This window comes from Nocardia higoensis, assembly GCF_015477835.1.
Taxonomy (GTDB): domain Bacteria; phylum Actinomycetota; class Actinomycetes; order Mycobacteriales; family Mycobacteriaceae; genus Nocardia; species Nocardia higoensis_A.
Map to the genome: position 1 here is coordinate 397062 of NZ_JADLQN010000002.1, position 25840 is coordinate 422901.

The following is a 25840-nucleotide window of genomic DNA, read 5'->3' on the forward strand; positions in this document are numbered from 1 at the left end:
ACAGCGGAAGGAACGCAACGGATGAGTTTCGCGAACAATCTCAGAGGTCTGGTCGAAAAAGGCAAGGAGGCCGCGGCCAAGAACGCGGACAAGATCAACGAGGCGATCGACAAGGGCGGCGATTTCCTCGATCAGAAGACCCACGGCAAGTACGCCGACAAGATCGCCAAGGGCAAGGAGGCCGCCAAGAAGGCGGTCCCGCCGGAGCAGCCCGGACAGCCCCCGAGCGCGTGAGTCCGCGCGGCGGCGGCTCTTGCGTCGGTAGCCCGCCGGTCCGGCCCGGCCCTCGCTGAGGCCGGCACCGGTGGTGCGCGCGGCGTTCGACGGCGGTCCGGGTGCGGGGCCGATCGAGGTGGCGCTCACCAACCTCGACAAGGTCCTCTATCCGGAGACCGGGACCACCAAGGGCGAGGTCATCGCCTACTACACCGCCATCGCCCCGGCGATACTGCCGCACCTGTCCGGGCGTCCGATCACCCGTAAACGCTGGCCGAACGGGGTGGCGGAGACCTCGTTCTTCGAGAAGAACCTGCCCGGCCATGCCCCGGCCTGGCTGAGCCGCCAGGCGATCGAGCACAGCGATCGCCGTGTCACCTATCCGCTCGTCGACTCCGAGGCGGGCCTGGCCTGGCTCGGACAACAGGCCGCGTTGGAAATCCATGTGCCGCAATGGCGTATCGCCGGCCATCGGCCGGGGCCGGCGACCAGGATGGTGTTCGACCTCGATCCCGGTCCCGGTGCCGGACTACCGGAATGCGCCGAGGTGGCGCTGGCGGTCAAGGAGATCATCGAGGGCGCGGGCATGCGCGTGTATCCGGTGACCAGCGGCAGCAAGGGCATTCACCTCTATGTCCCGCTGGATCGGGTGCTCAGCCCGGGCGGCGCGTCCACCGTCGCCAAACAGCTCGCCACCGATCTGGAGAAGTTGCACCCCGACCTGGTGACCGCCACGATGGCGAAAGAGGTGCGCCGGGGCAGGGTCCTGCTGGACTGGAGTCAGAACAACCCCGCCAAGACCACCGTCTCGCCGTATTCGTTGCGCGGCCGCGCACACCCCGATGTGGCCGCCCCGCGCACCTGGGCCGAGATCGAGGACACCGCGACCTTGCGCCACCTGCGTTTCGACGAGGTGCTGGCCCGGTGGCGCGACGACGGCGACCTGCTCGCCGATCTCGATCCACCGCTGCCCGTCGAGTCCGCCCCGCACGAGCGCGACGCGCTGGCGAGATACCGGTCCATGCGCGATCCCGCCCGTACCCCCGAGCCCGTCCCGGCGGCACCGCCGACTCCCGGCTCCGGTGATCGTTTCGTGGTCCAGGAGCACCATGCGCGCCGCCTGCACTGGGACGTGCGCCTGGAACGAGACGGCGTGCTGGCCTCCTGGGCGGTGCCCAAAGGCCCGCCGACCTCGCCGTCGCAGAACCGCCTGGCCGTGCGCACCGAGGATCATCCGCTGGAATACCTCGATTTCCACGGTGTCATCCCGCGCGGCGAATACGGCGGCGGCCGGATGACCATCTGGGATCGCGGTACCTACGAGACCGAGAAGTGGCGCGAGGACGAGGTCATCGTCCGTTTCCACGGCCGGACCCTCACCGGCCGCTACGCACTCATCCGTACCCGTGCCGACCAATGGCTGATGCATCTCATGCGCGATCAGCCCCCCGAGTCGACACCGCCCGCACGGGCAGGAGTGGGATCGGTGCGGGATGCCCCCTCCCGGGCGGAGCCGTCCCCGGGCGTGCCCGGTCGCCGCGCCGAAGGCAATGGCGGACAACGACGTAGCGAGGCACCTTTCCCGCGTGACCTCGCGCCGATGCTGGCCACTGCGGGCGAGGTGGCCGGGCTCGACCCCGGGCAATGGTGCTTCGAGACGAAATGGGACGGCTTCCGGGTGATGGCCGTCATCGACGGCGACGATCTCGTCCTGCGCAGCCGGTCCGGCACGGACGTGACCGCCCGCTATCCGCGCTTCGCCGCCGCCGCGGCCGAATTGTCCGGCCACCGGGTGGTTCTCGACGGGGAGATGGTGGTCTTCGACGACGACGGCGTGCCCGACATCAGCCTGCTGCAGGCGGATCCGGCGCGTGCGGAATTCGTCGCCTTCGATGTGCTGTACCTGGACGGAACATCGCTGGTGCGCAAGCGCTTCGCCGATCGGCGCCGGGTACTCGAAGCCCTCGCGGCCACGGCATCGTCCTTACTGGTCCCGCCGCCGCTGGCGGACAACGGTGCCGACGCTGTGCGGCTCAGTGCCGAACGTGGGCTGGAAGGGGTGCTGGCGAAGCGATTCGATTCGGTCTACCTGCCCGGCAGGCGCGGGCAGTCCTGGATCAAACACCGCAACTGGCGCACCCGCGAGGTGGTGGTCGGCGGCTATCGGCGCAGCGCCGCCCGCGACTTCGCCTCGCTGCTGGTCGGCATCCCGATCGGCGAGGAACTGGTCTACGCGGGGCGCGTCGGCACCGGATTCTCCGACCCGGATATGCGTGAGCTGGGTCCGCGACTACGGTCGTCCCGGCGTCCGACCTGTCCGTTCACCACCGAACTCACCGCCGCCGAACGCAAGGACGCGATCTGGGTGGATCCGGTGGTCACCGGCCGGGTGCGGTTCATGAGATGGACGGAGACCGGGCGACTGTGGCACGCCGCCTGGCTGGGCGAGGCCGACTCGTGATCGTGAGGGCACGCCGTCCGTCGGCGGGCCGCCGCTCGCTCCCGGTCGTGCGGACACGAGACGGCGCGCGCCGAATCGTGCTCGGCGCGCGCCGTGTTCGTGGGTGGGGGGATTCAGTTCGCGGGCTGACCCGTCTGTTCCATCCACTTCGTGGTGCCCGGCTCGGCGGCCAGCGTCTGGATGAGGTCGATACCGGCTACCACCAGCGTCGGGCCACCGACGACGATGGTGCCGATGATGCCGCCGACACTCGCACCGGTCGCGATACCGGGCAGGCAGCCGACAACGGCTCCGACCAGCCCGGCGATGCAGCCGATGACCGCACCGGCCGCGAGCCCGATGAACCCGCCGACCGCCGTGGCGAGACCGAACTGCGAGGCGAAGGTATCCATCGCCCGCCGGTTCTCCTCCAGCGAGGCCACCGGGGTCACCGGCACCGGCCTGGCCTTGGAGACGTCCTTGACGACCGACAGTTCCAGCATCCGGCCCTCGTCGGCGATCTGGTGCCCGAGCGGGTATTCCAGTCCGTCCTGCCGGAACGCCAGCGGGAAGGAGACGAGCGTGTTGTCCGCCGCGTCCTTCACCTCGACGATGCCGCCGTCGGTCTCGAAGGTGCCGTTGGTGAGCGTGGTGACGACCTTGTCGCCCACCAGCTTCGCCTCGTAACCGACATCCGGCACCGGCGCCGGTTCGGCGTGGGCGACGGTGCTCGCGCCGACGGTGACAGCGGCGATCAGCGGTACCAGGACCGCGGAGAGCTTGCGCATGCGCATGCGAGGATTCCAATCTTCATGAGGTCGAGCCCTTACGAAGTCCGCCCCGGCGAGAAAAGCTCCCCTCGACGCCGGGGTGGACAGGCGATGATCCACAGAACAGCTACGTCACCGTAACCTTACTGAATCGCTGGGTATTCCGGCACGCGAATTCCCGGTAAAAGGGAAGCAATTCGAGGAATGTGGTGCGTTCGCTCGACATCCGCCGATCCATTGCCCTCGGCTATGACGCCAGTTCGTGATAGGCGAACTCCCTCGTTGTGATCGTCGCAACAGAGTGTTCGCCGTGCTCTTTTCGGCGAGGTCGCCTTATGTGGATCGGCTATTTCTGATTTGTGAGTATGTGGCGGAATCGGTGCCGGAAGCTGTTTCTGCCCCCAAGGCTGGGGGTTTTGACAATCTGGACGGTTTGTTTTTGCAAGCGGCCAGCAACTTGTCGGCAGTCCATTCGGCGGTGGCTGTGCACCCGCACGTGCGCGACCCCGCCCGCGCCGCTCAGAGGAGCAGGTCGATCGCCACCGCGCCCGCCCCGGCGAGCACCACGAGCGCCAGCGCCAGCGCGTCACGGCGGGTCGGAACGGCCGGATGAGCGGTGAGCTGACCGGTGCCGCCGCGCGCGGTGATCGCCTCGCCCAGTTCGGTCGCCCGGCGCGACGCCACCGCCATCGCCGCGGTGAGGATGTCGATGACGGGGCTGTCGGTGGCGCGCTCGAGCAGCCGCTCCTTGGGTCGCAGCTTGCGGGCCGCCCGCAGCACCCGGATCTCCTCGAGCAGCAGCGGCAGCCCGCGCAGCGTCAACGCGACCACCACCGCCCACTCGTCCACCGGCACCCGCAGCTTGCGCAGCGGAGCCCCGAGTTTGGCCAGAGCGGGCGCGATCTCGCCCATCGGGGTGGTCCACGCGATGAGGAACGACGCCGCCACCAACACGAAACCGAACACCACCACCTGCGTGTAGCGCAGCACCGCCGACCCGCCCATGGGCAGATTGATCAGCGCGCCCGCCGCGATCAGCGACCAGAACCACAGCGGCAGCCGCGGCAGGGTTCCCAGCGGCAGTCGCGCGACCGCGCCGATGACGATCAGGAAGACGATCATCACGCCCAGTACCGTCCACGACGGCCACACCATGAGCAGCAGGCTGAGCAGGAAGGCCGCGATCATCTTGGTGCCCGCCCACAGCCGGTGCACGGGGCTGTCCACCGGAACCCGGCGCAGCAGAATGGTGCTCATCGGTGACTCCCGTCCTGGTATCCCCACACCTGCGCGGGCCGCGATCTCGAACTGGCTGACCTGTCCTCGAATCCAGGGGTGTCCCCGGAGCCGGCGGTGTCGGTGAAGCGGCCCCCGCTCAGATGCACGGTGCGGTCGCAGACCGCGGCCATGTCCTCGACGTCATGGGAGATGACGATGAGGGTGAGCCCGGAATCGCGCAGCCGCGCAAGTAGTTCCACGATGTCGGCGCGGCCCTTCGGGTCGAGCCCGGCCAGCGGCTCGTCGAGCACCACCACCTGCGGGTGGCTGGCCACGATGGCCGCCAGCACTACCCGTTTGGCCTGCCCGCCACTGAGTTCCTCGATCGAGCGCGCTGCCAGCGCCCGGTCCAGCCCGACGGCGTCCAGTGCCCGCCCGACCGCGCCGGAACCCGTGGCCCGCCCGCCCCAGTCCGCGATCTCCGCGCCCACGGTCTGCTTCTGCAGTTGCAGCCGCGAATGCTGGAAGGCCAGCGCCACCCGCCCGATCTGCCGGGTCACCGGCTTTCCACCGAGCAGGCACGCACCCGAACTCGGGGTCACGAGCCCGGCCATGATCCAGGCCAGCGTCGACTTGCCCGAGCCGTTGCCACCCACCACCAGCACCGCCTCCCCCTGGCGCACGGTCAGGTCGAGCCCGTGCAGGGCGGGCGCCTCCCACGGCGTGCCCCGGTTGTAGGTATGGCGGACATCGCGCAGCTCCAGCACCGGCCCGCCCATCGGCGTGCGCCGCTCGCCGCGTGCGGGCTGCGGCCAGGCGGGCAGGCGCTGCACCATCCGGCCGGCGCCCAGATGCACCACCCGGTCGGCGGCGGCCGCGTCGGCTTCGTGGTGGGTCACCAGCACGACCGCCATCCGGTGCCTGGCAGGCAGTTCACGCAGCAGCGCGACCAGATCCCGGCGCCCGCGCGGATCGATCATGGAGGTCGCCTCGTCGGCGATCAGCAGCGCGGGCCTGCGGGCCAGCGCCGCGGCCACCGCGAGCCGCTGCTGCTGGCCGCCCGAGAGCGTGGCCGTCTCCCGTCCGCCCATACCGTCCAGGCCCACCTCGCGCAGCAGCCCGTCCACATCCACCTGCGCGGCGAGGTCGGTGGGCAGCCCCCACACCACGTCGTCGGCGACCAGCACGCCCAGCGTCTGGCTCTCCGGGCGTTGCAGCACCAGCGCCGTGCCACCCAAGTGCCCGAGTCCGGCCGAGCCCGGCCGCAGCACTTCGCCGCTGGTGGGCGGCAGACCGGCCAGCAGCCGGGTCAGCGTGGATTTGCCCGAGCCGTTGTGGCCGACCACGGCGACGAACTCGCCCGCGGCCACGGTCAGGTCGATGCCGTGCAGTGCGTCGACGTGCGCGCCGGGATAGCGGAACCCGGCCCCACGCAAGGTCACCGGCAACGGGCCGATCGGCCGGTCGTCGGCGGGGGCGTCGAGCCGGTCACGGCTGGGCAGCCAGGCCAACCGGTCCAGGATCGAGCCGAGCACATACCAGGAGCACACCGCGCTGACCAGCACACCGACCACCACGCCGCTGCCGACGTAGAGCCACCACCACGTGAGCACGGCCTCGGTGGCCGAGTCCACCGCGCGGCCGATCGACTCCAGCTCCGGCCTGCTCTCGGTGATCTCGCGCACCCCGCCCGCGGTGTTGCGGACGGTGTCGAAGAACAGTTCCCTGGTCTTGGCGAACACCAGCAGCGATCCCACCGAGAACGCCGCCCACGCCAGCCCGGCCACCGACGCCGCGAGACAGGCTGTCGCCAGCCCGCGCCCGTGCCGTTTGACTCCGCCGATGATGCCGCCGATGGTGGCGGTGCTGACCACGCCGATGGCGGGCATCACGCCCGCCGCCACGAAGGTCACCAGCGCCGCCGCGACCGTCGCGGTCACCAGCGCCCGCACCCGGTACCGATGCGCGAGCATGCCCATCGGCACCGCCGCCACCAGTTGCAGCGCGGCCGCGAACGGCACCACCGAGCCGACGGTGATCAGGCCGACGGTGACGCCGCCGAGCACCGCGCCCACGGCCAGTTCGATCGGCCGCAGCGTCCCGCGTTGCCCAGGACCGGCGACGAGCACGGTCGGCGTCTCACTCACGCGAACAAGTCTGCCAGCCCCGCCGCGGGGCCACTCGGCTCGGCGGCGGACTGCGGCGGACTACGCCGACTCGCCCACGAGCCCCTGCCCGCGGCCGCCGCCTGCCCGCCGACAAGGCAGCCGACCGGCCGTCGGCCCGCGAGGCCCCGGCCCGCTGCTCCGGTACGACCCGGCGACGCCCCGGCAGCCGCGCGGTCGTGGGCCCGCCAGGTCGTGGCTCGCTGCTCCGCCCGCCGGCCTGCTGGGGAGGGGCGAGGGCGGCCCGCGCGTGTGTGCGGCGCCGCGGGCGTCGACCGCGGCCGTCGCGCGTGCCGCTCACGACGCGGGCGTCAGAAGGTAGTCGTCGGGGTCGAGCGTGCGGACCCGACGGCGGTAGCTGGTGACCGTGCCCGGCCAGTTGTTGGTGATGCGCCCGGCGGCATCGCGGTACCAGCTCGAGCAGAAGTTCCACGGTGAGCGATCGAGCCGCTCCCGCAGTTCCCGGTTGAACCGCTCCTCCCGCGCGGCATCGACCTCGATGACGTGTCCCGGTCGGTCGGCGAGCAGTTCGACGGCCTGACGGATATAGCGCGCCTGCGTCTCGATCATGGCGATGATCGAGCCGACACCCAGATTGGTGTTGGGCCCGTAGACCATGAACATGTTGGGGAAGCCCGGCACCGTCATGCCGTAGAAGGCGTGCGCGCCCTCGGCCCACGCCGCCGAGAGTTCGCGCCCGCCCCGCCCGCGCACCCGCATCGGCCACAGGAATTCGGTGCCCTTGAAGCCGGTGCCGTAGATGATCACGTCGGCCTCGTGCACCGTCCCGTCGGCGGTGCGCACGCCGGTCGGGGTGATCTCGGTGATCGCCTCGGTCGCCACGGTGACATTCGGCTGGGTGAGCGCGGGAAAGTAATCCCCGGAGAACAGGACTCGCTTGCAGGCGATCGGATAGTCGGGCGTGAGCTTCGCCCGCAACGCCGGATCGGGGACCTGTTTGCGCAGATGCCTTGCCGCGATCCTGCTCACCAGCGAGGCGATCCACGGCGCGTCCACCAGCCCCAGCGAGGACACCTCCGCCAGCGTCCACCAGCCGAGCCGTTCCGCCGAGAGCATGCCGGGAATCCTCGCGAACAGCGTGTGCTGCACCGGTGTGTAATCGGTGTCGAACTTGGGCAGCACCCAGGCCGCGCTGCGCTGGAACACCGTCAGATGCTCGACCCGCGGCTGGATCCGGGGGATGTACTGGACGGCACTGGCCCCTGTCCCGATGCACGCCACCCGTTTTCCGGTGAGATCGACATCGTGATCCCACAGCGCCGAGTGGAAGGCGGCTCCGGTGAACGTGTCCACCCCGGGGATGTCGGGCATGGCGGGGCGCGACAACTGCCCCACCGCCGAGACGAGCACATCGGCCACGTAGGTGTTCCCCTCGGCCGTCCGCACCGTCCACCGCCCGGCACCGGGGGCCGCGGTGTCCGCGCCCGCGACGGCACCGCCGCCGTTCGCGCGGGCTGCTGCCCCGTCGGGCCGTTCGTCGAAGACGGCCTCGGTGACCTGCGCACCGAATCGGATGCGGTCGAGCAGGCCGTGTCTGCGTGCGACACCACGCAGGTAATCGTGGATGGCGGCCTGACCGGAGTAGCGCTGAGGCCAATCCGGCTTGGGCTCGAAGGAATAGGAGTACAGCGGCGAGGGCACATCACAGGCCGCGCCGGGATAGGTGTTCTCCCGCCACACCCCACCGAGGTCGCTGGCCCGCTCGAGAACGACGACATCGTCGAAACCGTTGCGCTGCAACTCGACAGCCACGCCGATGCCGCCGAAGCCGGCGCCGATGACGAGCACCGAAGGACCTGAACCCATGCGCCTCTCCTCACCCTGCCGCCGATGCCTCAACTGTAGAGGCGCGCGATGGCCGGTCATGTCCTTTCGGCGGCAGGCGCCGCTGCCCTGTGGACAACGGCGGGGTTGTGGAATATGCCGGTCACGGGTGCTGGCCGCGCCCCTCCCGGCTGCCGGAATAGGCCAGCTCGCGCACGCGGCCGACGACCTCGGGCAGGAGACGCACGTCGTCGGGATGGTTCATCACCGGATCGAAGAAGTCGGTGCGGTAGTCGCCGGCGTCGACCGGATGCAGGGTGACCCGGGCGATCTTGCGGGGCCGTCCGATCAGGCCCGCCGCCGACAGGGTGTATTCGATCGGCGTCGTGCGCACGTGCTCCTCGAGATCGTCCAGCGACGAAGAGGAGGGCAGACCCGGCTCCGGCTCGGCGAACAGCCAGACCGGGGATCGGTCGCCGAGCCGATAGGGCATCAGACTGCCGTAGCGGGCGCTGCGCCAGCCGCGCGCCGGGGTGAGGAAGTAGCGGCCGAGCACGCCTTCGCCGGTGGTGGCCAGCGCGAGATCGAACGGTTTGTCGTCGCGATCGAGCACCCGCAGCGCCAGCCCCAGCACATCGGGGAGTCCGGACGGTGTGCCGATGCCCTTGGACATGCGCGCGAGTACAGCGCGTTCACCCTCGCCGAACAGGTCTTCGACCTCGGGCTCGGGGTGCAGCCTGCCCGACAGCGGCAGACCGTTGGGATGGAAGACGCGCGCGTGCCGGAGTCGGGCCGCGCCCGCGAAGAACTCACGGAAGAGCTGGGTCATGTGGCCTGGGTGCCCGGACCCGCCCCGGTCAAACGGCGCGGCCGCGCTGCCGGCCGCCCCGGATGTCAGGACAGCGGCGCGCCCGTGCATCCGTTCATCGGCACGGTGCGGAAATGCGTCGTGATCGCCCCGGTTTCGTCGAAGACATGCAGAGCGACGGCCGGATCGGGGGAATAGTCCATCACCCGGTCCGGTGGCCGCAGCTCCCACGCGCCGCTCAGCACCGACGAGGTGCTCGGCGCGACCAGCAGAGGCCGACCGGCGAACAGGGTGACCGCCGAAGAGTGGGCGTGACCTGCGAGAACAGCGCGGATCCGCGCATCGGACGTCACCAGTTCGGCCAGCCTGCCCGGCTCGGCGAGCGCGATGTCGTCGACGATGGGACTGTGCAGGCGCACCGGCGGATGATGCATGGCCAGCACGATCGGCGCGTGCGCGGACGTCTCGGCGAGGACGCCGCGCAGCCAGTCGTAGCTCTGCTCGTCGATCCGCCCGCCTGGCTCGCCGGGGACGGTCGTGTCCAGCATGATCACCGTCAGCTCGCCGATGCGGTGGACGTGATGGATCGGATCGGCGGAGGCTTCGATGCCGAGCAGTTCGGTGCGGAAGGCGACCCGCTCGTCGTGATTACCGGGAATGGAATAGACGGGGATGTCGGACTTCAACGCGGCGCGCGCCTCGGCGTACTGCGCGGCGCTGCCGGACTCGGTGATGTCACCGGTATGCAGGATCGCGTCGGGCCTGCGCGGCAGGTCGGCCAGGAAGTCCATCACCTTCTCGGCCCGTCGGGCGTTGCGGGTGCCGAGGTCGAAATGGGTGTCGCTGACCTGCGCTACCAGGATCATCGGCGGTCGCTTTCTCTGCGGAGTCGCCGCGTCGCGTCACGGCGTGGTCGGCACGCGAGCACATGCACCTGTCCAGGCTAACGGCCCCTGGACCGCCGGTCCGCATGAGCCTCACCACGATCGGTCGGCACCGGTGCGCGCTCGTCGACGGACCGGCGGGGGCGGTGACCGCGGCGGGAAGGCCCCGTCGGCTGTCGACGACCGGAGCCGCTGCTCGCGCGAACGGGCCGCGGCTCAGGAGCCGATCGGCGCGTCGGGATCGAGCAGGGCGGCCGGGTCGTCGAGTTCGGGCACCGCCGACCAGAAGTCCGCCCCCGGGGGCGCGATCAGATCGAGCACGGCCGGATCGCGCCAGGGGGCGTCCAAACGCAGCCGCCACGAGTGCAGGTGCGCGCGCGGCAGCCCGGACCTGCCGAACAGCGGATCGCCGACGATCGCGTGCCCGATCCAGGCCAGGTGCACCCGGATCTGATGTCTGCGCCCGGTCACCGGGCGCAGGGCCAGCACCGCCCGGCCGCCGGTGCGGGCCAGGGTCGTGAACTCGGTGCGCGACGGGTAGTTCTTGGTGGGCAGCAGATCGGCCTCGTCGACGAACCAGCGCCCGTCCGCCGACCGGATGGACTCGCGCGGCGCGGCGATGCGCACCCGATTCTTGCGCCCGACGCTCAGCGGCAGCTCGATGACGCCGCGATCGGGCAGCTCGACCCCCTCGACCACCGCCAGGTACGCCTTCTCCGCCGTGCGCTTGGCGAACTGCCTGGTCAGCATGCCGTGCGCGCCGAGGTCCTTGGCCAGCAGCACCAGCCCCGAGGTGACCTTGTCGATGCGGTGCACCGGATACAACGTCTCGCCCGCCGCGGCGGCCGATTCCACGATGTCGGTGTCGTGGCGTTCCCCGGTCACCGAGATGCCCGCGGGCTTGTTCAGCGCGAGCACCGCCGCGTCCTCGGCGAGCAGGTACCGCTCCCGCAGCCGCGACCAGTCCGTTTCCACTCCGGCATCCACGCCGTCGACCTTACGGACGCCCGTGCGCCCGGGCGTGTCAGGCCCGGCGGATCAGATGCGGGCGCAGCCGGTTGAACCCGCGCAGCCGGACACTGCGCAGATGCCGCACCTTGAACTCCGGATCGTCGCGCAGTTTCTCCTCGGCGCCGTCGTCGACGAGCACTGTGCCGGGCCTGGCCACGCCGGTCAGCCTGGCCGCGATGTTGACCACCGTCCCGTACAGGTCGCCGAATCGCTGCAGCACCGGCCCGTAGGCCACCGCCACCCGCAGTTCCGGGGTGGAGCCCACCAGCATCGTCGACTCCTGGATGTCGAGCGCGATGTGCGCGGCGGCGCGCGCGGTCTCGGCGGCGAACATGACCTCGTCGCCGACGTTCTTGATCACCCACCCACCGTGCTCGGTGATGGCTGCCGTCGTGGTGGACTCGAAAGCCTCCAGCAGCGTGGACAATTCGTCGGGATGCAGGTGCCTGGTGAGCCGGGTGTAGCCGACCATGTCGGCGAATCCGACGGCCAGTTCCCTGGTCGAGTCCTCGTTGAGCGGGGTGACCGCGCCGTCGAACGAACGGTTCAGCGCCGCGGCCAGGTGCCTGCGCCAGGTGTAGGAGAGCAGATCCGCGAGCGCGGTCATCGTCTCCTCGGAGATGCGGCGGACATTCTCCGGGGAGTCGCCCTCGGCGGCCATCCGGGTGTAGATCTCGGCGAGCACCAGGTCCGCCTGCCATTCCGCCAGCCGCGCCATCCCCTGACCGATGGTGCGCGCCGCCGCCGCCTGGGACCGCAGATCCGCGCCGCCGACCACGCTCATCGACCGGAACTTCCGCACCGCCTCCACATCGCCCTCGGTGTAGTCGACGGCGCTGTCGTCGTTGGCGGGAAAGCCCAGCGCGGTCCACAGCCTGCGCGATACCCCGGGCGCCACCCCGGAATGCTCGGCGACCTGATGTCGGTCGTATTTGCGCTCGCCACCCAGGAGATAGGACTCCACCACCGACTGGACCAGCTCGGAATGCTGCTGTTGCGACGACGCCATTCCGTCACCTTACGGCCCGGCGCCGCGCCCGTCCCGGGCTTTCCCGCCCGGCGCGAGCCGCAGGCGTACCGGCACCCGATCGATGCCGGAAACCGCTCAGGCGCGGACGAACTCGGTGACCGTCACCCCGTTGTCGAACGCCTGCCGGTCCACCGGGGCGAACAGCGTGGGATCGAATCCGCCGTCGATCAGACCGATTCCCGCCCCCGCCAGCATCGGGTAGGACTTGAGCACCAGACGGTCGATCTCCGGCAGCAACGTGCCCGCGAGCTGTCCGCCGCCGCACAGCCAGATCGCCTTGTCGCTGTCCTCCTTCTTCAGCTCACGCACCAGCGCGATCGGGTCGTGGCCGACGACCGTCACCGCCGGCTCGCCGATATCGCCGAGGCTGCTCGACACCACGTATTGGCGCAGATGCGCGTACGGGCTGGTGATGCCCTCGTCGTAGGCCGCCCGGTAGGTCCCGAGCCCCATGAGCACGGTGTCGAACCGCACGTTCGGCACATCGGCGAGCCCGGACTGCTCGCGGAACGGGGTGGGCGTGACGTCGGGGAAGTGCTCCGCGATCCACGCGTGGTAGGCGGCGGAGCGCTTCTCGTCGGTCAAGGGGACGTAGAAGAAGTCGGCCTCTCCCTTCGGCCCGGCGATACGGCCGTCGAGGCTGACCGCCGCGTAGTACACGAGCTCTCGCATTATCACTCCGATCGAAGTACTTCGAATGTAGTGATATGAACGGTAATGGGACACCCGATGCGGCGCAATCGGTTTTCGCGCACGAACCCGCCGAGAGTGTCGGAGGCTGGAATGCGAGGCCAGCGTCAGCTCAGCTGTTCTCGGCCACCACGCGCAGGGTCTTCAGTTCCTTGTCGGCCGCGTCGGGGATGTTCGTGCCCGTGTCGTGTCCGGAGCGCAGGGACTCCACCACCGCCTCGTCGAGCAGTTCGCCAGGCACTGCGGCGGGAATGCCGGGCGGATGCGGGGTCCGACGGGGCAGCTCAGTACTGGGATGCGCCCAGGTCGACGGAGATGCTGGCCGCGGTGACCAACCGGGCCTCGTCACTGGCGAGCCAGGCCACGGTATCGGCGATGTCCTCGGGCATGGCGACGCCGTCGGGCAGCATCGGCGTGTTCATCTTCGCCAGCAGTTCGTTCGTCCGACCGGCCCGCACGAGCGCGCCGACCATGTCGCCGGAACCCATCGGCGTCGCCACCGGCCCCGGAGCCACGCTGTTGACGCGGATGGAGTGCTTGCCGAGTTCGGCGGCGAACGCGCGCGCCATGCCGGTGACCGCGTGCTTACTGGCGGTGTAGTGCACCATGAACGGCTGCATGGCCACCCCGGCCGCCGAGCCGATGAGGATGATCGATCCGCCGCGCCCGCCTTCGATGATCCGGTGCGCGCCCGCCATGACGGTGTTCCAGGTGCCGGTGACATTGGTGTCGACGACATCGCGGAACGACTGCGGCGTGATGGTGTCCCACGGTTCCGGAATGCAGATGCCCGCGTTGGCGACGATCACGTCGAGCCTGCCGAACGCCGTAAACCCTTCGTCGACGACCGCCCGCAGCGCGTCGATATCGCGCACGTCGGCGGCCTTCGCGACGATCTTGCGCCCGGTGGCCTCCACCAGTGCGACGGTTTCGGCGAGGTCGTCGGGCGTCGAGGAGTCGTAGGGCACGGCCTCCGGCAGCGGCGCGCACAGGTCGACGGCGATGATGTCGGCGCCTTCCCCGGCGAGCCGGACCGCGTGCGCGCGTCCCTGTCCGCGCGCGGCGCCGGTGACGAACGCGACCCTGCCCTCCAGCCGACCACCCACGGTTGTTCCTCCTCGTACCCGGCTCACACATCGTCGTGTTCAGCCCGCCTGACAGCTACGGTGACCGACGCTACGGCCGGTGCCCATGCGGCGCAAGAGATCACGCTCGCCGGTCCACCGGGGCCTCGCGGGCGACTTCGGCGGCCACTCGCGGCCGATCGGTGCGAGACCGCGCCTCAGTTGTCCGGGACGAGCTCGATGACGGCGATGTCGGAGGGCGCCCCGACGCGCACCGGCGGACCCCACGCGCCCGCACCGCGAGTCACGTAGAGCTGGGTGTCGCCGTAGCGCTCCAGTCCGGCGAGCGTCGGATTCGCCAGGGCGGCGATCAGATTCGCGGGGAACATCTGGCCGCCGTGGGTGTGACCGGACAGTTGCAGGTCCACGCCGTGATCGACGGCGTCGTGGACGAGCGAGGGCTGGTGGGCCAGCAGCACGCAGGGCTTCGAGGTGTCGCGACCGCCGAGCGCGGCATCGAAGTCGGGGGCGCGGTCGTAGGCCTCGGCGGCGAGGTCGTCCACCCCGGCGATGTCGAACCAGGGGAGTTCGGCGCGCTCGTTGAACAGGACGCGGATGCCGAGGTTCGGCAGATACGCGATCCACTCGTCCGGGCCGGAGTAGTACTCGTGATTGCCCATACAGAAGTAGACGCCGTGCGGCGCGCGCAGGTCCGCCAGCGGCGCTACGTGTTCGCGCAGGTCCGCGACGGTTCCGTCGACCAGGTCGCCCGCGACGGCGATCAGATCCGGCCGGGTGCGGTTCACGGTGTCGACCACCGTCCGCGCGAAACCGCGGCCCAGCGACGGACCGAGGTGCAGATCGCTGACCAGGGTGATGCGGAACCCGGACGCCTCGGCGGGCAGCCGCCGCAGCGGCACGGTCACCCGATTGACGGCCGGGCCTTTCAGCACCCCGTACGTGCCCGCGCCGACCGTGGCCACCGCCGCCACCGCCGTCGCGCCGGCCAGCCCCCCGCTGACGAACATCCTTCGCGACACCGCCCGCGACCCGGCGCTCTCGGCTGGCGCGTGGGTGTTCTCGACGATCGCCGGGGACGTCGCTTCCGCCGTGGTCTCAGCGGTACCGGCGGCACCGGTCCGCGCGGTCGGTGCTGTCGCCTCGGCGCCCATCGGTGCCTCGGGGTCTGCCTCCCGTCTCGCCGCTGCGGTGCGGGCCGCAGCCGCGCCCGACCCACCCCGCCGGTTCGCCCACCCCACCATCAGCGGACGGAGAACCTCCCCCACCAGCACCCCGAGCAGCAGATAGATCAGCACCGCGGCCCACAGATACCCGACCGTGGCCACCACGCGCACCACTCCGAACGGCACCATGTCGATCCGCGTCGCCATCGTGCCCACCATGAACAGCCCGCCGACCACGATCACCGCGGTCCCGGCGCGCCGCCCGATCGACCCGGCCACCGTGCTGTCGCGCACCAGCCGTCGCCACACGTACCAGTGCAATCCCGCCACGAGGCCGACCATCACAGCGACGATCAGCAACCCCACCACTCTGCCCACCAGCGCAACCTTCCGGAATCGCCCGCACTCCCGACACCGGCGAATCTACGCGGCGCGCCGATCAGCCCGGCGCCCCGCCGCTCACCGATCCCGACGGCGTTCGCGCGCCGAAAACGGTGGCGTTGCCTTCGGTTTCAAGGTCGGATGCCGGTGCCCACCCCCGACCTATCATGTAGATATGGAATAACTGGGGCGAGTGGTGGGGTGTGATGTCAGAGATCTCGAAAGTCGAACTGTACGCGGCGATCCGGGAGGATCTCCGTGCGGGTATGTCCAAGCGCGCCATCGAACGCAAGCACGGCGTCGGATGGCGCACTGTGGCGAAGGCCACGGAGTCGGTGCTCCCCGGGCCGCGCAAAGAGTATCCCCCGCGTCCCCAGAAGCTGGATCCCTACAAGCCGTTCATCGACGACATCCTGCGCGGTGATCTGGAAGGTCCGCCACGGCAACGGCATACGGCCACCCGGATCTATCAGCGTCTGCGCGCCGAGCAGGGCATGGCCGATGTGTCGTATCAGCGGGTCAGCGCCTATATCCGCGAACGCAGGCCGCAACTGCGCGCGGAGCAGGTGACCGCTCGCCGCCGCACCGGCCGCCTCGTCGGCACGGCCGGCTTTCCGCGCCTGAAAACGCTGCGTGACTTCGATTTCGGTGCCAATCCGAGCGTCGACCCGGCGGTGATCCGCGCCCTCACCGGGTGCGACTGGGTGCGAGAAGGACGGCCGCTGTGCTTGACCGGCGAGGCGGGCACAGGAAAGACCCATCTGCTGATCGCCCTGGGTGCCGAAGCGGCGAAAGCGGGCTTCCGGGTCCGATACACCTTGGCTACCGAACTGGTCACCGCGCTGGCCGAAGCCGCCGACCGAAACCGGCTCTCGCGCATCATCGGCCGCTATCGAGGCGTCGACCTGCTCTGCATCGACGAACTCGGTTACACCGCACTCGACCGGCGCGGTGCCGAACTGCTGTTCCAGGTCCTCACCGAACGCGACGAGAAGAAGTCGGTCGCGATCGCGTCCAACCGCAGCATCGTCCACTGGTCCGAAGTCTTCCCCGACGCGCGGCTCCGCGCCGCCATCATCGACCGGCTCACCTTCGGCGGCACCGTCGTCGACACCGGAACCCGGAGCTATCGCCGGGCTCGCGCCGAGTCCGGCATGCTCGCCGACTGATCCCGCTCATCCGCCCGGCGCCGGGCGCGCCCGAGGTCGCCGGGCCGGTGCGGTCGCGCGCGCCGGGCGGCGTTCGCGGGCCCGCCGACTTCGTCGCGCAGCGCTCCGGCGCATATCCGAGCGAGCGTCGGGCGATATCGGTGTATCGAACGAACCGGTATCTCTCGCTGGTGTCGCCAGAATTCGTGAAAAGACCCCGCCGGAATTCGTGAAAAAATGCTGTCAGAATTCGCGAGAACTCCTTCGGAATTGGCGAGAATTTCCGATCGCAGCGGTGCCGACCAGGTGCTCGACCGCGAAAATCGTTGTTGCACGAGGTGTTACGTGCACGTATCTTGGCGGTTGGGCTCATTTCGATCAGAATTGTGCGAGGAGAAATATGGATCATAACTGATTATCATCCGAGGCCACCGGTTCGAGCCGGTGGAGCCTTCACGCTTTATGCGATTGCGTCACCGGTAGAAATCGTCATCGTCGGCTGCCGGCCACCGCATCGGCGCGTCCGCCACCGGGCGGCAACCACGCCGAGCGCGAGTGGTGACTGTGCGGCCCCGCACCGGTGATGTCTCGGACGGCAGCTCGACCAGGGCCGCCTCCTCGTCCGTACCCGCCGACAGCCGGACAGCGGCAGCGGGTGCGAGTGACGACAACTACGTGCGCGATTCCCGCCCGGCGGCATGCGGCCGCCCGGCGTCGATCAGTCGTGCCCACACCACACTTCGAGCACAAGGACAGCACCATGCCCATCTCTCCTTCCCAGGGAACCACCGGCGGCGGCACCACTGTCACCATCACCGGCACCAACCTGGGCTCCGCGACGGCCGTTCGCTTCGGCTCCAAGACGGCCACCATCACCGACAACACCGAGACCTCGGTGACGGTCGTCTCCCCGTCGGGGGCGGGCCCGGTCCCGGTGACCGTCAGCACGCCGGGCGGTATCGCCGGGCCGCTGACGTTCTACTACATCGGCCCGCCGTTCAAAGCGAGCCTGTCGCCGGCGGCGGGCGTCGTCACGGGCGGCGACACGGTAACCATCACCGGAATCGGCTTGAGCACAGCCCAATCCGTGGCTTTCGGAGCCGAGTCCGTGGAGCCGACAGTGGTGAACGACGGTGAGCTGACGGTGACCGTGCCCGCGGGCGCCGCGGCCGGGGTCGTCGGGGTCACCGTCACCACGGCGGGCGGGTCGACCAACGGCCTCTCGTACACCTATGTGGACGCACCCAGCGTCGGGACCCCCTTTCCCACTTCGGGTTCGGTCGGGGGCGGTACCGCGGTGACCATCCCCGGCACCGGCCTGACCACCACCACGTCTGTGACTTTCGGTGGCGTCCCGGCGCCGTTCGCCGTCCTGTCCGACGCCCAGGTCGTCGCGGTCAGCCCGGCGAATCCGGCCGGAACCGTCGACATCGTGGTCACCACCGCCGGTGGCAGCGACACCGCGGCCGGTGCCTTCACCTACACCGCTCTCTGACCCGATCCCTCTCGCTCTGAAAGGAGCACCTCATGGCTCCGGCCTTGACCTCCCTCGCCCCGACTTCGGGCCCCGCCGCCGGGCTGAACAGCGTCACGCTGACCGGCACCGGATTCGTGAACGTCGCCGCCGTACGCTTCGGCACCACGGCGGCGGCGTTCACCGTCCAATCCAGTACCCAGATCATCGCGACCGCCCCGGCGGGCAGCGGAACAGTGCAGGTCACTGTCACCGCGATCCCCGGCGGCACCAGTAACGGACTTCCCTACACCTACATTCCCGTCCCGTCGCTCAGCGGCATCAGCCCCGACCGTGGCCCCACCACCGGCGGCACCACGGTGACCCTCACCGGCACCGGTCTCACCGGAGCCACCGCGGTCACCTTCGGCGCGACCCCCGCCACCTCGTTCACCGTCGTCTCCGACACCCAGATCACCGCGACGGCGCCACCGGGCAGCGGAGCAGTGCAGGTCACCGTCACCACTGCGGGCGGTGTCAGCAACGGTGTCTCCTACGCCTACCTCCTGCTTCCGGTGATCACCTCCGTCGACCCGCCCGCAGGTCCCGCGGCCGGGGGCAACACTGTCACGCTGACCGGTGCCGGATTCGTGAATGTCACCGCCGTGCGTTTCGGCACCACGGCGGCCGCGTTCGATGTCGATTCCAGCAACCAGATCACCGTGATCGCCCCGCCGGGCAGTGGCACAGTGCAGGTCACTGTCACCACCCTCTTCGGCGTCAGCAACAGCGTTTCCTACACCTACGTGGTGGCGCCGGTCCTGACCGCTCTCGATCCGACTGCCGGCCCGGAAGCGGGTGGGAACGCGGTCGTCCTCACCGGCACGGGGCTGGCGGGTGCTACCGCGGTGACGTTCGGCGCCACCCCGGCGACGTCGTTCACCGTCGTCTCCGACACGCAGATCATCGCGATCGCTCCGGCGGGGACCGGTGTCCAGCAGGTGACGGTCACGACCGTAGGTGGCACCAGCGACGGGCTTCCCTACACCTATGCCGTGGTTCCGTCGATCAGCGCTGTCGAACCCGACGAAGGTCCGATCGGGGGCGGCACGTCGGTGGTCCTGACGGGTAACGGCTTCACGGGGGCGACCGCGGTGTCCTTCGGTGGTACTCCGGCGACGTCGTTCACCGTCGTCTCGGATACGCAGATCACCGCGACCGCGCCGGCGGGAACCGGGACGGTGTCGGTGACGGTGACGACTCCTGGTGGCACCAGCAACGGTGTCCTGTTCACCTACGTGCCTGCTCCGGTGCTGGCCGATCTGGATCCGGTGTCGGGTCCGGAGACCGGTGGGACCGTGGTGACCCTCACCGGTACCGGCTTCACCGGCGCGACCGCTGTCGATTTCGGTGCCACCCCGGCGACGTCGTTCACCGTCGTCTCGGACACCGAGATCACCGCGATCGCTCCGGCGGGGACCGGTGTGGAGTCGGTGACGGTGACGACCGTCGGTGGCACGAGCAACGGTGTCCTGTTCACCTACGTGCCTGCTCCGGTACTGGCCGATCTGGATCCGGCGTCGGGTCCGGAGACCGGTGGGACCGTGGTGAGCATCACCGGTACCGGTTTCACCGGTGCTTCCGCGGTGTCCTTCGGCGGGACTCCCGCCACCTCGTTCACCGTCGTCTCGGACACCCAGATCATCGCGACCGCTCCGGCGGGGACCGGTGTCGAGCAGGTGACGGTCACGACTGTCGGTGGCACGAGCAACGGTGTCCCGTTCACCTATGTGGCGGCTCCGGTGCTGATCGATCTGGATCCGGCGTCGGGTCCGGAGACCGGTGGGACCGTGGTGACCCTGACCGGCACGGGCTTCACCGGCGCGACCGCTGTCGATTTCGGTACCACCCCGGCGACGTCGTTCATCGCTCTCTCCGACACCCAGATCATCGCGACCGCTCCGCCGGGGACCGGGACCGTGCAGGTGACGGTCACGACCATCGGCGGCACCAGCAACAGTGAGCCCTTCACCTATGTGGTCGCCCCGGTGCTGGCCGGTCTGGATCCGCTCTCGGGTCCGGAGACCGGTGGGACCGTCGTGACTCTGACCGGTACGGGGTTCACCGATGCTTCCGCGGTGTCCTTCGGTGCGACTCCGGCGACCTCGTTCACCGTCGTCTCCGACACCGAGATCACCGCGATCGCTCCGGCGGGGACCGGTGTCGAGCAGGTGACGGTCACGACTGTGGGTGGCACCAGCAACGGTGTTCTGTTCACCTATGTGGCGGCCCCGGTACTGGCCGATCTGGATCCGGCGTCGGGTCCGGAGACCGGTGGGACCGTGGTGAGCATCACCGGTACCGGTTTCACCGGTGCTTCCGCGGTGTCCTTCGGCGGGACTCCCGCCACGTCGTTCACCGTCGTCTCGGACACCCAGATCATCGCGACCGCTCCGGCGGGGACCGGTGTCGAGCAGGTGACGGTGACGACCATCGGTGGCACCAGCAACGGTGAGCCCTTCACCTATGTGGCGGCTCCGGTGCTGACCACTCTGGATCCCGCCTCGGGTCCGGAGACCGGCGGCACTCTGGTGACCCTCACCGGCACGGGCTTCACCGGCGTGACCGAGGTGTCTTTCGGCGGGACTCCCGCGACCTCGTTCACCGCTCTGTCCGACACCCAGATCATCGCGACGACTCCGGCGGGGACCGGGACCGTGCAGGTGACGGTCACGACCGTCGGCGGCACCAGCAACAGTGAGCCTTTCACCTATGTGGTCGCCCCGGTGCTGGCCGGTCTGGATCCGCTCTCGGGTCCGGAGACTGGTGGGACCGTCGTGACTCTGACCGGTACGGGGTTCACCGATGCTTCCGCGGTGTCCTTCGGTGCGACTCCGGCGACCTCGTTCACCGTCGTCTCGGACACCGAGATCACCGCGATCGCTCCGGCGGGGACCGGTGTGGAGTCGGTGACGGTCACGACTGTGGGTGGCACCAGCAACGGTGTTCTGTTCACCTATGTGGCGGCCCCGGTCGTGGCCGGTCTGGATCCGGCTGAGGGCCCGGAGACCGGTGGGACTCCGGTGAGCATCACCGGTACGGGGTTCACCGGGGCCTCAGCGGTGTCCTTCGGTGCGACTCCGGCGACGTCGTTCACGGTCGTCTCGGACACTCAGATCACGGCGATCGCTCCGGCGGGGACCGGTGTTCAGCAGGTGACGGTGACGACCGTCGGCGGTACCAGCAGTGGGGTCTCCTACACCTACGTTGTGGTTCCGTCGATCACCGATATCAGCCCTGAGGAAGGCCCCGCGACCGGCGGCACCGTGGTGACCATCAGCGGTTCCGGTTTCACCGGTGCCTCGGTGGTGGCCTTCGGTGCGACTCCGGCGACCTCGTTCACCGTCGTCTCGGATACCCAGATCACGGCGGTCGCTCCGGCGGGGACCGGTGTGGAGTCGGTGACGGTGACGACTGTCGGTGGCACCAGCAACGGTGTCCCGTTCACCTACGTCCTCGCTCCGGTCGTGGCCGGTCTGGATCCACTCTCGGGTCCGGAGACCGGTGGGACCGTGGTGACTCTGACCGGTACGGGGTTCACCGGCGCTTCCGCGGTGTCCTTCGGTGCGACGCCCGCGACGTCGTTCACCGTCGTGTCCGATACCCAGATCACGGCGGTCGCTCCGGCGGGGACCGGGATCGCCCAGGTGACGGTGACGACCGTGGGTGGCACCAGCGGCGGTGTTCCGTTCACCTATGTGGCGGCTCCGGTGGTGGCCGGTCTGGATCCGGTCTCGGGTCCGGAGACCGGTGGCACTCCGGTCACCATCACCGGTACGGGTTTCACCGGGGCCACGGCGGTGTCCTTCGGTGCGACTCCGGCGACCTCGTTCATCGTCGTGTCCGACACGCAGATCACGGCGGTCGCTCCGGCGGGGACCGGGATCGCCCAGGTGACGGTGACGACCGTGGGTGGCACCAGCGGCGGTGTTCCGTTCACCTATGTGGCGGCTCCGGTGGTGGCCGGTCTGGATCCGGTCTCGGGTCCGGAGACCGGTGGCACTCCGGTCACCATCACCGGTACGGGTTTCACTGATGCCTCGGCGGTGTTGTTCGGTGCGACTCCCGCGACGTCGTTCACCGTCGTCTCGGACACCCAGATCACCGCGACGACTCCGGCGGGGACCGGGGTGGAGCCGGTGACGGTCACGACCGTCGGCGGAGTCAGCAACGATGTTCCGTTCACGTATGTGGCGGCTCCGGTCGTGGTCGGTCTGGATCCGGTCTCGGGTCCGGAAACCGGTGGGACCGTGGTGACTCTCACCGGTACGGGGTTCACCGGCGCCTCGGCGGTGTCCTTCGGTGCGACGCCCGCGACGTCGTTCACCGTCGTGTCCGATACCCAGATCACGGCGGTCGCTCCGGCGGGGACCGGGATCGCCCAGGTGACGGTGACGACCGTGGGTGGCACCAGCAGCGGTGTTCCGTTCACCTATGTGGCGGCCCCGGTGCTGGCTTCGCTCGATCCGACCGCGGGTCCGGAGACCGGTGGGACCGTGGTGACTCTCACCGGCACGGGGTTCACCGGGGCCTCGGCGGTGTCCTTCGGCGCCACTCCGGCGACGTCGTTCACCGTGGTCTCCGATACCCAGATCACGGCGGTCGCTCCGGCGGGGACCGGGGTGGAGCTGGTGACGGTCACGACCGTCGGCGGAGTCAGCAGCGGTGTTCCGTTCACGTATGTGGCGGCTCCGGTCGTGGTCGGTCTGGATCCGGTCTCGGGTCCGGAAACCGGTGGGACCGTGGTGACTCTCACCGGCACGGGGTTCACCGGGGCCTCGGCGGTGTCCTTCGGCGCCACTCCGGCGACATCGTTCACCGTCGTGTCCGACACCCAGATCACCGCGACCGCTCCGGCGGGGACCGGAGTGGAGCTGGTGACGGTGACGACGGTGGGTGGTGTCAGCACCGGTTCGCCGTTCGCCTATGTGGCGGCTCCGGTGGTCGCCTCGCTCGATCCGACCGCGGGTCCGGAAACCGGCGGCACTGTGGTGACCATCACCGGCACGGGTCTGTCGGGGGCCACAGCGGTCTCCTTCGGTGCGACCCCGGCGACGTCGTTCATCGTCGTCTCCGACACGCAGATCACCGCGATCGCGCCGGCGGGCACCGGTGTCCAGCTGGTGACGGTGACGACCGTCGGCGGTACCAGCAGTGGGGTCTCCTACACCTACGTGGCGGTTCCCTCGGTCAGCGGTATCAGCCCTGAGGAAGGCCCCACCGTCGGCGGCACCGTGGTGACCATCACCGGCACGGGTTTCACCGGCGCCTCGGCGGTGTCCTTCGGTGCGACTCCGGCGACGTCGTTCACCGTCGTGTCCGATACCCAGATCACGGCGGTCGCTCCGGCGGGGACCGGGGTGGAGCTGGTGACGGTGACGACCATCGGCGGCACCAGCAGCGGTGTTCCGTTCACCTATGTGGCGGCCCCGGTGCTGGCTTCGCTCGATCCGACCGCGGGTCCGGAGACCGGTGGGACCGTGGTGACTCTCACGGGCGCTGGTTTCACCGGGGCCTCGGCAGTGTCCTTCGGTGCGACTCCGGCGACCTCGTTCACGGTCGTCTCCGACTCCGAGATCACGGCGACCGCTCCGGCGGGCACCGGGGTGGAGCTGGTGACGATCACGACGGTGGGTGGTGTCAGCACCGGTCTGCCGTTCGCCTATGTGGCGGCTCCATTCGTGGCTGGTCTGGATCCGGCGGAGGGCCCGGAGACCGGCGGGACCGTGGTGACCATCACCGGTATCGGTTTCGCGGGGGCGACCGAGGTCTCCTTCGGTGCGACTCCGGCGACGTCGTTCACCGTCGTCTCCGACACGCAGATCACCGCGGCCGCTCCGGCGGGCACCGGGGTGGAGCCGGTGACGGTGACGACCGTCGGCGGTGTCAGCAACGGTTCCCCGTTCACCTATGTGGCGGCTCCGTTCGTGGCTGGTCTGGATCCGGCGGAGGGCCCGGAAACCGGCGGGACCGTGGTGACCATCACCGGGACAGGTTTCACCGGCGCGACCGCTGTCGGTTTCGATACCACCCCGGCGACCTCGTTCACGGTCGTCTCGGACACCGAGATCACGGCGGTCGCTCCGGCGGGCACCGGTGTCGAGCTGGTGACGGTGACGACGGTGGGTGGCATCAGCAGCGGTGTTCCGTTCACGTATGTGGCGGCCCCGGTGCTGGCTTCGCTCGATCCGACCGCGGGTCCGGAGACCGGTGGGACCGTGGTGACTCTCACGGGCGCTGGTTTCACCGAGGCCTCTGCGGTGTCCTTCGGTGCGACTCCGGCGGCGTCGTTCACGGTCGTCTCCGACTCCGAGGTCACCGCGGTCGCTCCGGCGGGGACCGGGGTGGAGTCGGTGACGGTGACGACGGTGGGTGGTGTCAGCACCGGTCTGCCGTTCACCTACGTGGCGGCTCCGGTCGTGGCTGCTCTGGATCCGGCTGAGGGCCCGGAAACCGGCGGGACCGTGGTGACCATCACCGGGACAGGATTCACCGGCGCCGGTGCGGTCACCTTCGGTGCGACTCCGGCGACCTTGTTCACGGTCGTGTCCGACTCCGAGATCACTGCGGTCGCTCCGGCGGGGACCGGGGTGGAGCTGGTGACGGTGACGACGGTGGGTGGTGTCAGCACCGGTTCGCCGTTCACCTACGTGGCGGCCCCGGTGCTGACTTCGCTCGATCCGACAGCAGGCGCGGCGGCGGGCGGGACCACGGTGACTCTCACCGGCACCGGTTTCACCGGGGCCACGGCGGTGTCCTTCGGTGCGACTCCGGCGACGTCGTTCACCGTCGTCTCCGACTCCGAGATCACCGCGGTCGCTCCGGCGGGGACCGGTGTGGAGCCGGTGACGGTGACGACCGTCGGTGGTGTCAGCACCGGTCTGTCGTTCACCTTCGTGGTGGCTCCACTGCTGGCCGCTCTGGATCCGGTTGAGGGTCCGGAGGCGGGTGGCACCACGGTGACTCTCACCGGTACCGGTTTCACCGGGGCCAGTGCGGTCACCTTCGGTGCGACTCCGGCGACCTCGTTCACGGTCGTCTCGGACACCCAGATCACCGCGACCGCTCCGGCGGGCACCGGGATCGAGCAGGTCGTGGTCACGACTGCCGGCGGCGCGAGCAACGGGCTGCCGTATGTCTACATCGCCCTGCCCACGATCGGCAGCCTGAGCCCCATCGCAGGCTCGACGATCGGAGGGGACTCGGTGACCATCATCGGCACCGGTCTGTCCACCACCCAGTCGGTCACCTTCGATGGTGTGATCGCGCCGTTCGCCGTCGTCTCCGATCTCCAGATCACGGCGACGACTCCGGCGGGAGTCGCGGGCCCGGCAGACGTGGTCGTCACCACCACCGGTGGTAGCGCCACCGCGGCCGGTGCCTTCACCTACGTCGAGGTACCCGAGATCTGATCGGCGGCAGAACACGGCCGGCCGGGGCGACGCCGAATTCGTCGCCCCGGTCGGCCTTCTCGATCGCGCCTGCCGCCCATTGGACGAAAACGATTCCAGCGTGAATGATTACGGAAGTTCC

General features: G+C 69.8%; 17 protein-coding genes. 5 read left to right on the top strand and 12 right to left on the bottom strand.

The window, feature by feature from the left end; translation table 11 throughout:
* Nucleotides 1-21 precede the first annotated feature (21 nt).
* A complete protein-coding gene (locus IU449_RS16000; protein WP_195002883.1) occupies nucleotides 22-234 on the top strand; it encodes an antitoxin in 213 nt (70 codons plus the stop codon).
* 73 nt (nucleotides 235-307) lie between these two features.
* Nucleotides 308-2677 (top strand): ATP-dependent DNA ligase, encoded by a 2370-nt coding sequence (locus IU449_RS16005; RefSeq protein ID WP_195003238.1) that lies wholly within the window; start codon nucleotides 308-310, stop codon nucleotides 2675-2677.
* 113 nt (nucleotides 2678-2790) lie between these two features.
* Here IU449_RS16005 and IU449_RS16010 read toward each other — a convergent pair whose 3' ends face one another.
* The 12 genes from IU449_RS16010 to IU449_RS16065 all read right to left on the bottom strand — a co-directional run bounded on the left by IU449_RS16010 (nucleotide 2791) and on the right by IU449_RS16065 (nucleotide 15643).
* A complete protein-coding gene (locus tag IU449_RS16010; RefSeq protein ID WP_195002884.1) occupies nucleotides 2791-3450 on the bottom strand; it encodes an ammonium transporter in 660 nt (219 codons plus the stop codon).
* 495 nt (nucleotides 3451-3945) lie between these two features.
* Nucleotides 3946-4683 carry an energy-coupling factor transporter transmembrane component T family protein gene (locus tag IU449_RS16015; protein WP_195002885.1) on the bottom strand — a complete coding sequence of 246 codons (738 nt, stop codon included), beginning with the start codon at nucleotides 4681-4683 and terminating at the stop codon, nucleotides 3946-3948.
* Entirely contained in the window at nucleotides 4680-6791 is a 2112-nt protein-coding gene (locus IU449_RS16020; RefSeq protein WP_195002886.1) for an ABC transporter ATP-binding protein, read from the bottom strand. The genes IU449_RS16015 and IU449_RS16020 overlap by 4 nt, the downstream gene beginning before the upstream one ends.
* A 315-nt stretch (nucleotides 6792-7106) precedes the next feature.
* Entirely contained in the window at nucleotides 7107-8636 is a 1530-nt protein-coding gene (locus IU449_RS16025) for a flavin-containing monooxygenase (RefSeq protein ID WP_195002887.1), read from the bottom strand.
* Between the two features lie 121 nt (nucleotides 8637-8757).
* Nucleotides 8758-9423: a phosphodiesterase gene (locus IU449_RS16030; protein WP_195002888.1), complete on the bottom strand. Its 666-nt coding sequence runs from the start codon at nucleotides 9421-9423 to the stop codon at nucleotides 8758-8760.
* Between the two features lie 65 nt (nucleotides 9424-9488).
* A complete protein-coding gene (locus IU449_RS16035; protein WP_195002889.1) occupies nucleotides 9489-10268 on the bottom strand; it encodes a metallophosphoesterase in 780 nt (259 codons plus the stop codon).
* 234 nt (nucleotides 10269-10502) lie between these two features.
* Complete coding sequence (locus tag IU449_RS16040) at nucleotides 10503-11273, bottom strand: RNA pseudouridine synthase (protein ID WP_324188277.1); 771 nt, start codon at nucleotides 11271-11273, stop codon at nucleotides 10503-10505.
* A 37-nt stretch (nucleotides 11274-11310) separates the two neighbouring features.
* Entirely contained in the window at nucleotides 11311-12306 is a 996-nt protein-coding gene (locus tag IU449_RS16045) for an adenylate/guanylate cyclase domain-containing protein (RefSeq protein ID WP_195002890.1), read from the bottom strand.
* 96 nt (nucleotides 12307-12402) lie between these two features.
* Nucleotides 12403-12999 carry a dihydrofolate reductase family protein gene (locus tag IU449_RS16050; RefSeq protein WP_195002891.1) on the bottom strand — a complete coding sequence of 199 codons (597 nt, stop codon included), beginning with the start codon at nucleotides 12997-12999 and terminating at the stop codon, nucleotides 12403-12405.
* Nucleotides 13000-13129: 130 nt separating this feature from the next.
* A complete protein-coding gene (locus tag IU449_RS16055; protein WP_416382177.1) occupies nucleotides 13130-13258 on the bottom strand; it encodes a hypothetical protein in 129 nt (42 codons plus the stop codon).
* Between the two features lie 43 nt (nucleotides 13259-13301).
* A complete protein-coding gene (locus IU449_RS16060; RefSeq protein WP_195002892.1) occupies nucleotides 13302-14123 on the bottom strand; it encodes a mycofactocin-coupled SDR family oxidoreductase in 822 nt (273 codons plus the stop codon).
* A 176-nt stretch (nucleotides 14124-14299) separates the two neighbouring features.
* Complete coding sequence (locus IU449_RS16065) at nucleotides 14300-15643, bottom strand: metallophosphoesterase (protein ID WP_324188278.1); 1344 nt, start codon at nucleotides 15641-15643, stop codon at nucleotides 14300-14302.
* 209 nt (nucleotides 15644-15852) lie between these two features.
* Between IU449_RS16065 and istB the strand changes: the two genes are divergently transcribed.
* The 3 genes from istB (at nucleotide 15853) to IU449_RS29075 (ending at nucleotide 25719) form a co-directional block, all read left to right on the top strand.
* A complete protein-coding gene (istB, locus tag IU449_RS29690; RefSeq protein WP_324188279.1) occupies nucleotides 15853-16815 on the top strand; it encodes an IS21-like element helper ATPase IstB in 963 nt (320 codons plus the stop codon).
* Between the two features lie 739 nt (nucleotides 16816-17554).
* Nucleotides 17555-18289, top strand: coding sequence for an IPT/TIG domain-containing protein (locus IU449_RS16075; RefSeq protein ID WP_195002893.1), 735 nt, complete (start codon nucleotides 17555-17557; stop codon nucleotides 18287-18289).
* Between the two features lie 32 nt (nucleotides 18290-18321).
* Nucleotides 18322-25719, top strand: a complete 7398-nt coding sequence (locus IU449_RS29075) for an IPT/TIG domain-containing protein (protein WP_228804755.1) — start codon at nucleotides 18322-18324, stop codon at nucleotides 25717-25719.
* Nucleotides 25720-25840 lie beyond the last annotated feature (121 nt).

Bases quoted from the DNA above. Each gene is read 5' to 3' on its own strand.
- IU449_RS16045 (WP_195002890.1), bottom strand. From the start codon at position 12,306: ATGGCGTCGTCGCAACAGCAGCATTCCGAGCTGGTCCAGTCGGTGGTG.
- IU449_RS16000 (WP_195002883.1), top strand. From the start codon at position 22: ATGAGTTTCGCGAACAATCTCAGAGGTCTGGTCGAAAAAGGCAAGGAG.
- IU449_RS16015 (WP_195002885.1), bottom strand. From the start codon at position 4,683: ATGAGCACCATTCTGCTGCGCCGGGTTCCGGTGGACAGCCCCGTGCAC.
- IU449_RS16075 (WP_195002893.1), top strand. From the start codon at position 17,555: ATGCCCATCTCTCCTTCCCAGGGAACCACCGGCGGCGGCACCACTGTC.
- IU449_RS16050 (WP_195002891.1), bottom strand. From the start codon at position 12,999: ATGCGAGAGCTCGTGTACTACGCGGCGGTCAGCCTCGACGGCCGTATC.
- IU449_RS16030 (WP_195002888.1), bottom strand. From the start codon at position 9,423: ATGACCCAGCTCTTCCGTGAGTTCTTCGCGGGCGCGGCCCGACTCCGG.
- IU449_RS16010 (WP_195002884.1), bottom strand. From the start codon at position 3,450: ATGCGCATGCGCAAGCTCTCCGCGGTCCTGGTACCGCTGATCGCCGCT.
- IU449_RS29075 (WP_228804755.1), top strand. From the start codon at position 18,322: ATGGCTCCGGCCTTGACCTCCCTCGCCCCGACTTCGGGCCCCGCCGCC.
- IU449_RS16025 (WP_195002887.1), bottom strand. From the start codon at position 8,636: ATGGGTTCAGGTCCTTCGGTGCTCGTCATCGGCGCCGGCTTCGGCGGC.
- IU449_RS16035 (WP_195002889.1), bottom strand. From the start codon at position 10,268: ATGATCCTGGTAGCGCAGGTCAGCGACACCCATTTCGACCTCGGCACC.
- istB (WP_324188279.1), top strand. From the start codon at position 15,853: ATGTCAGAGATCTCGAAAGTCGAACTGTACGCGGCGATCCGGGAGGAT.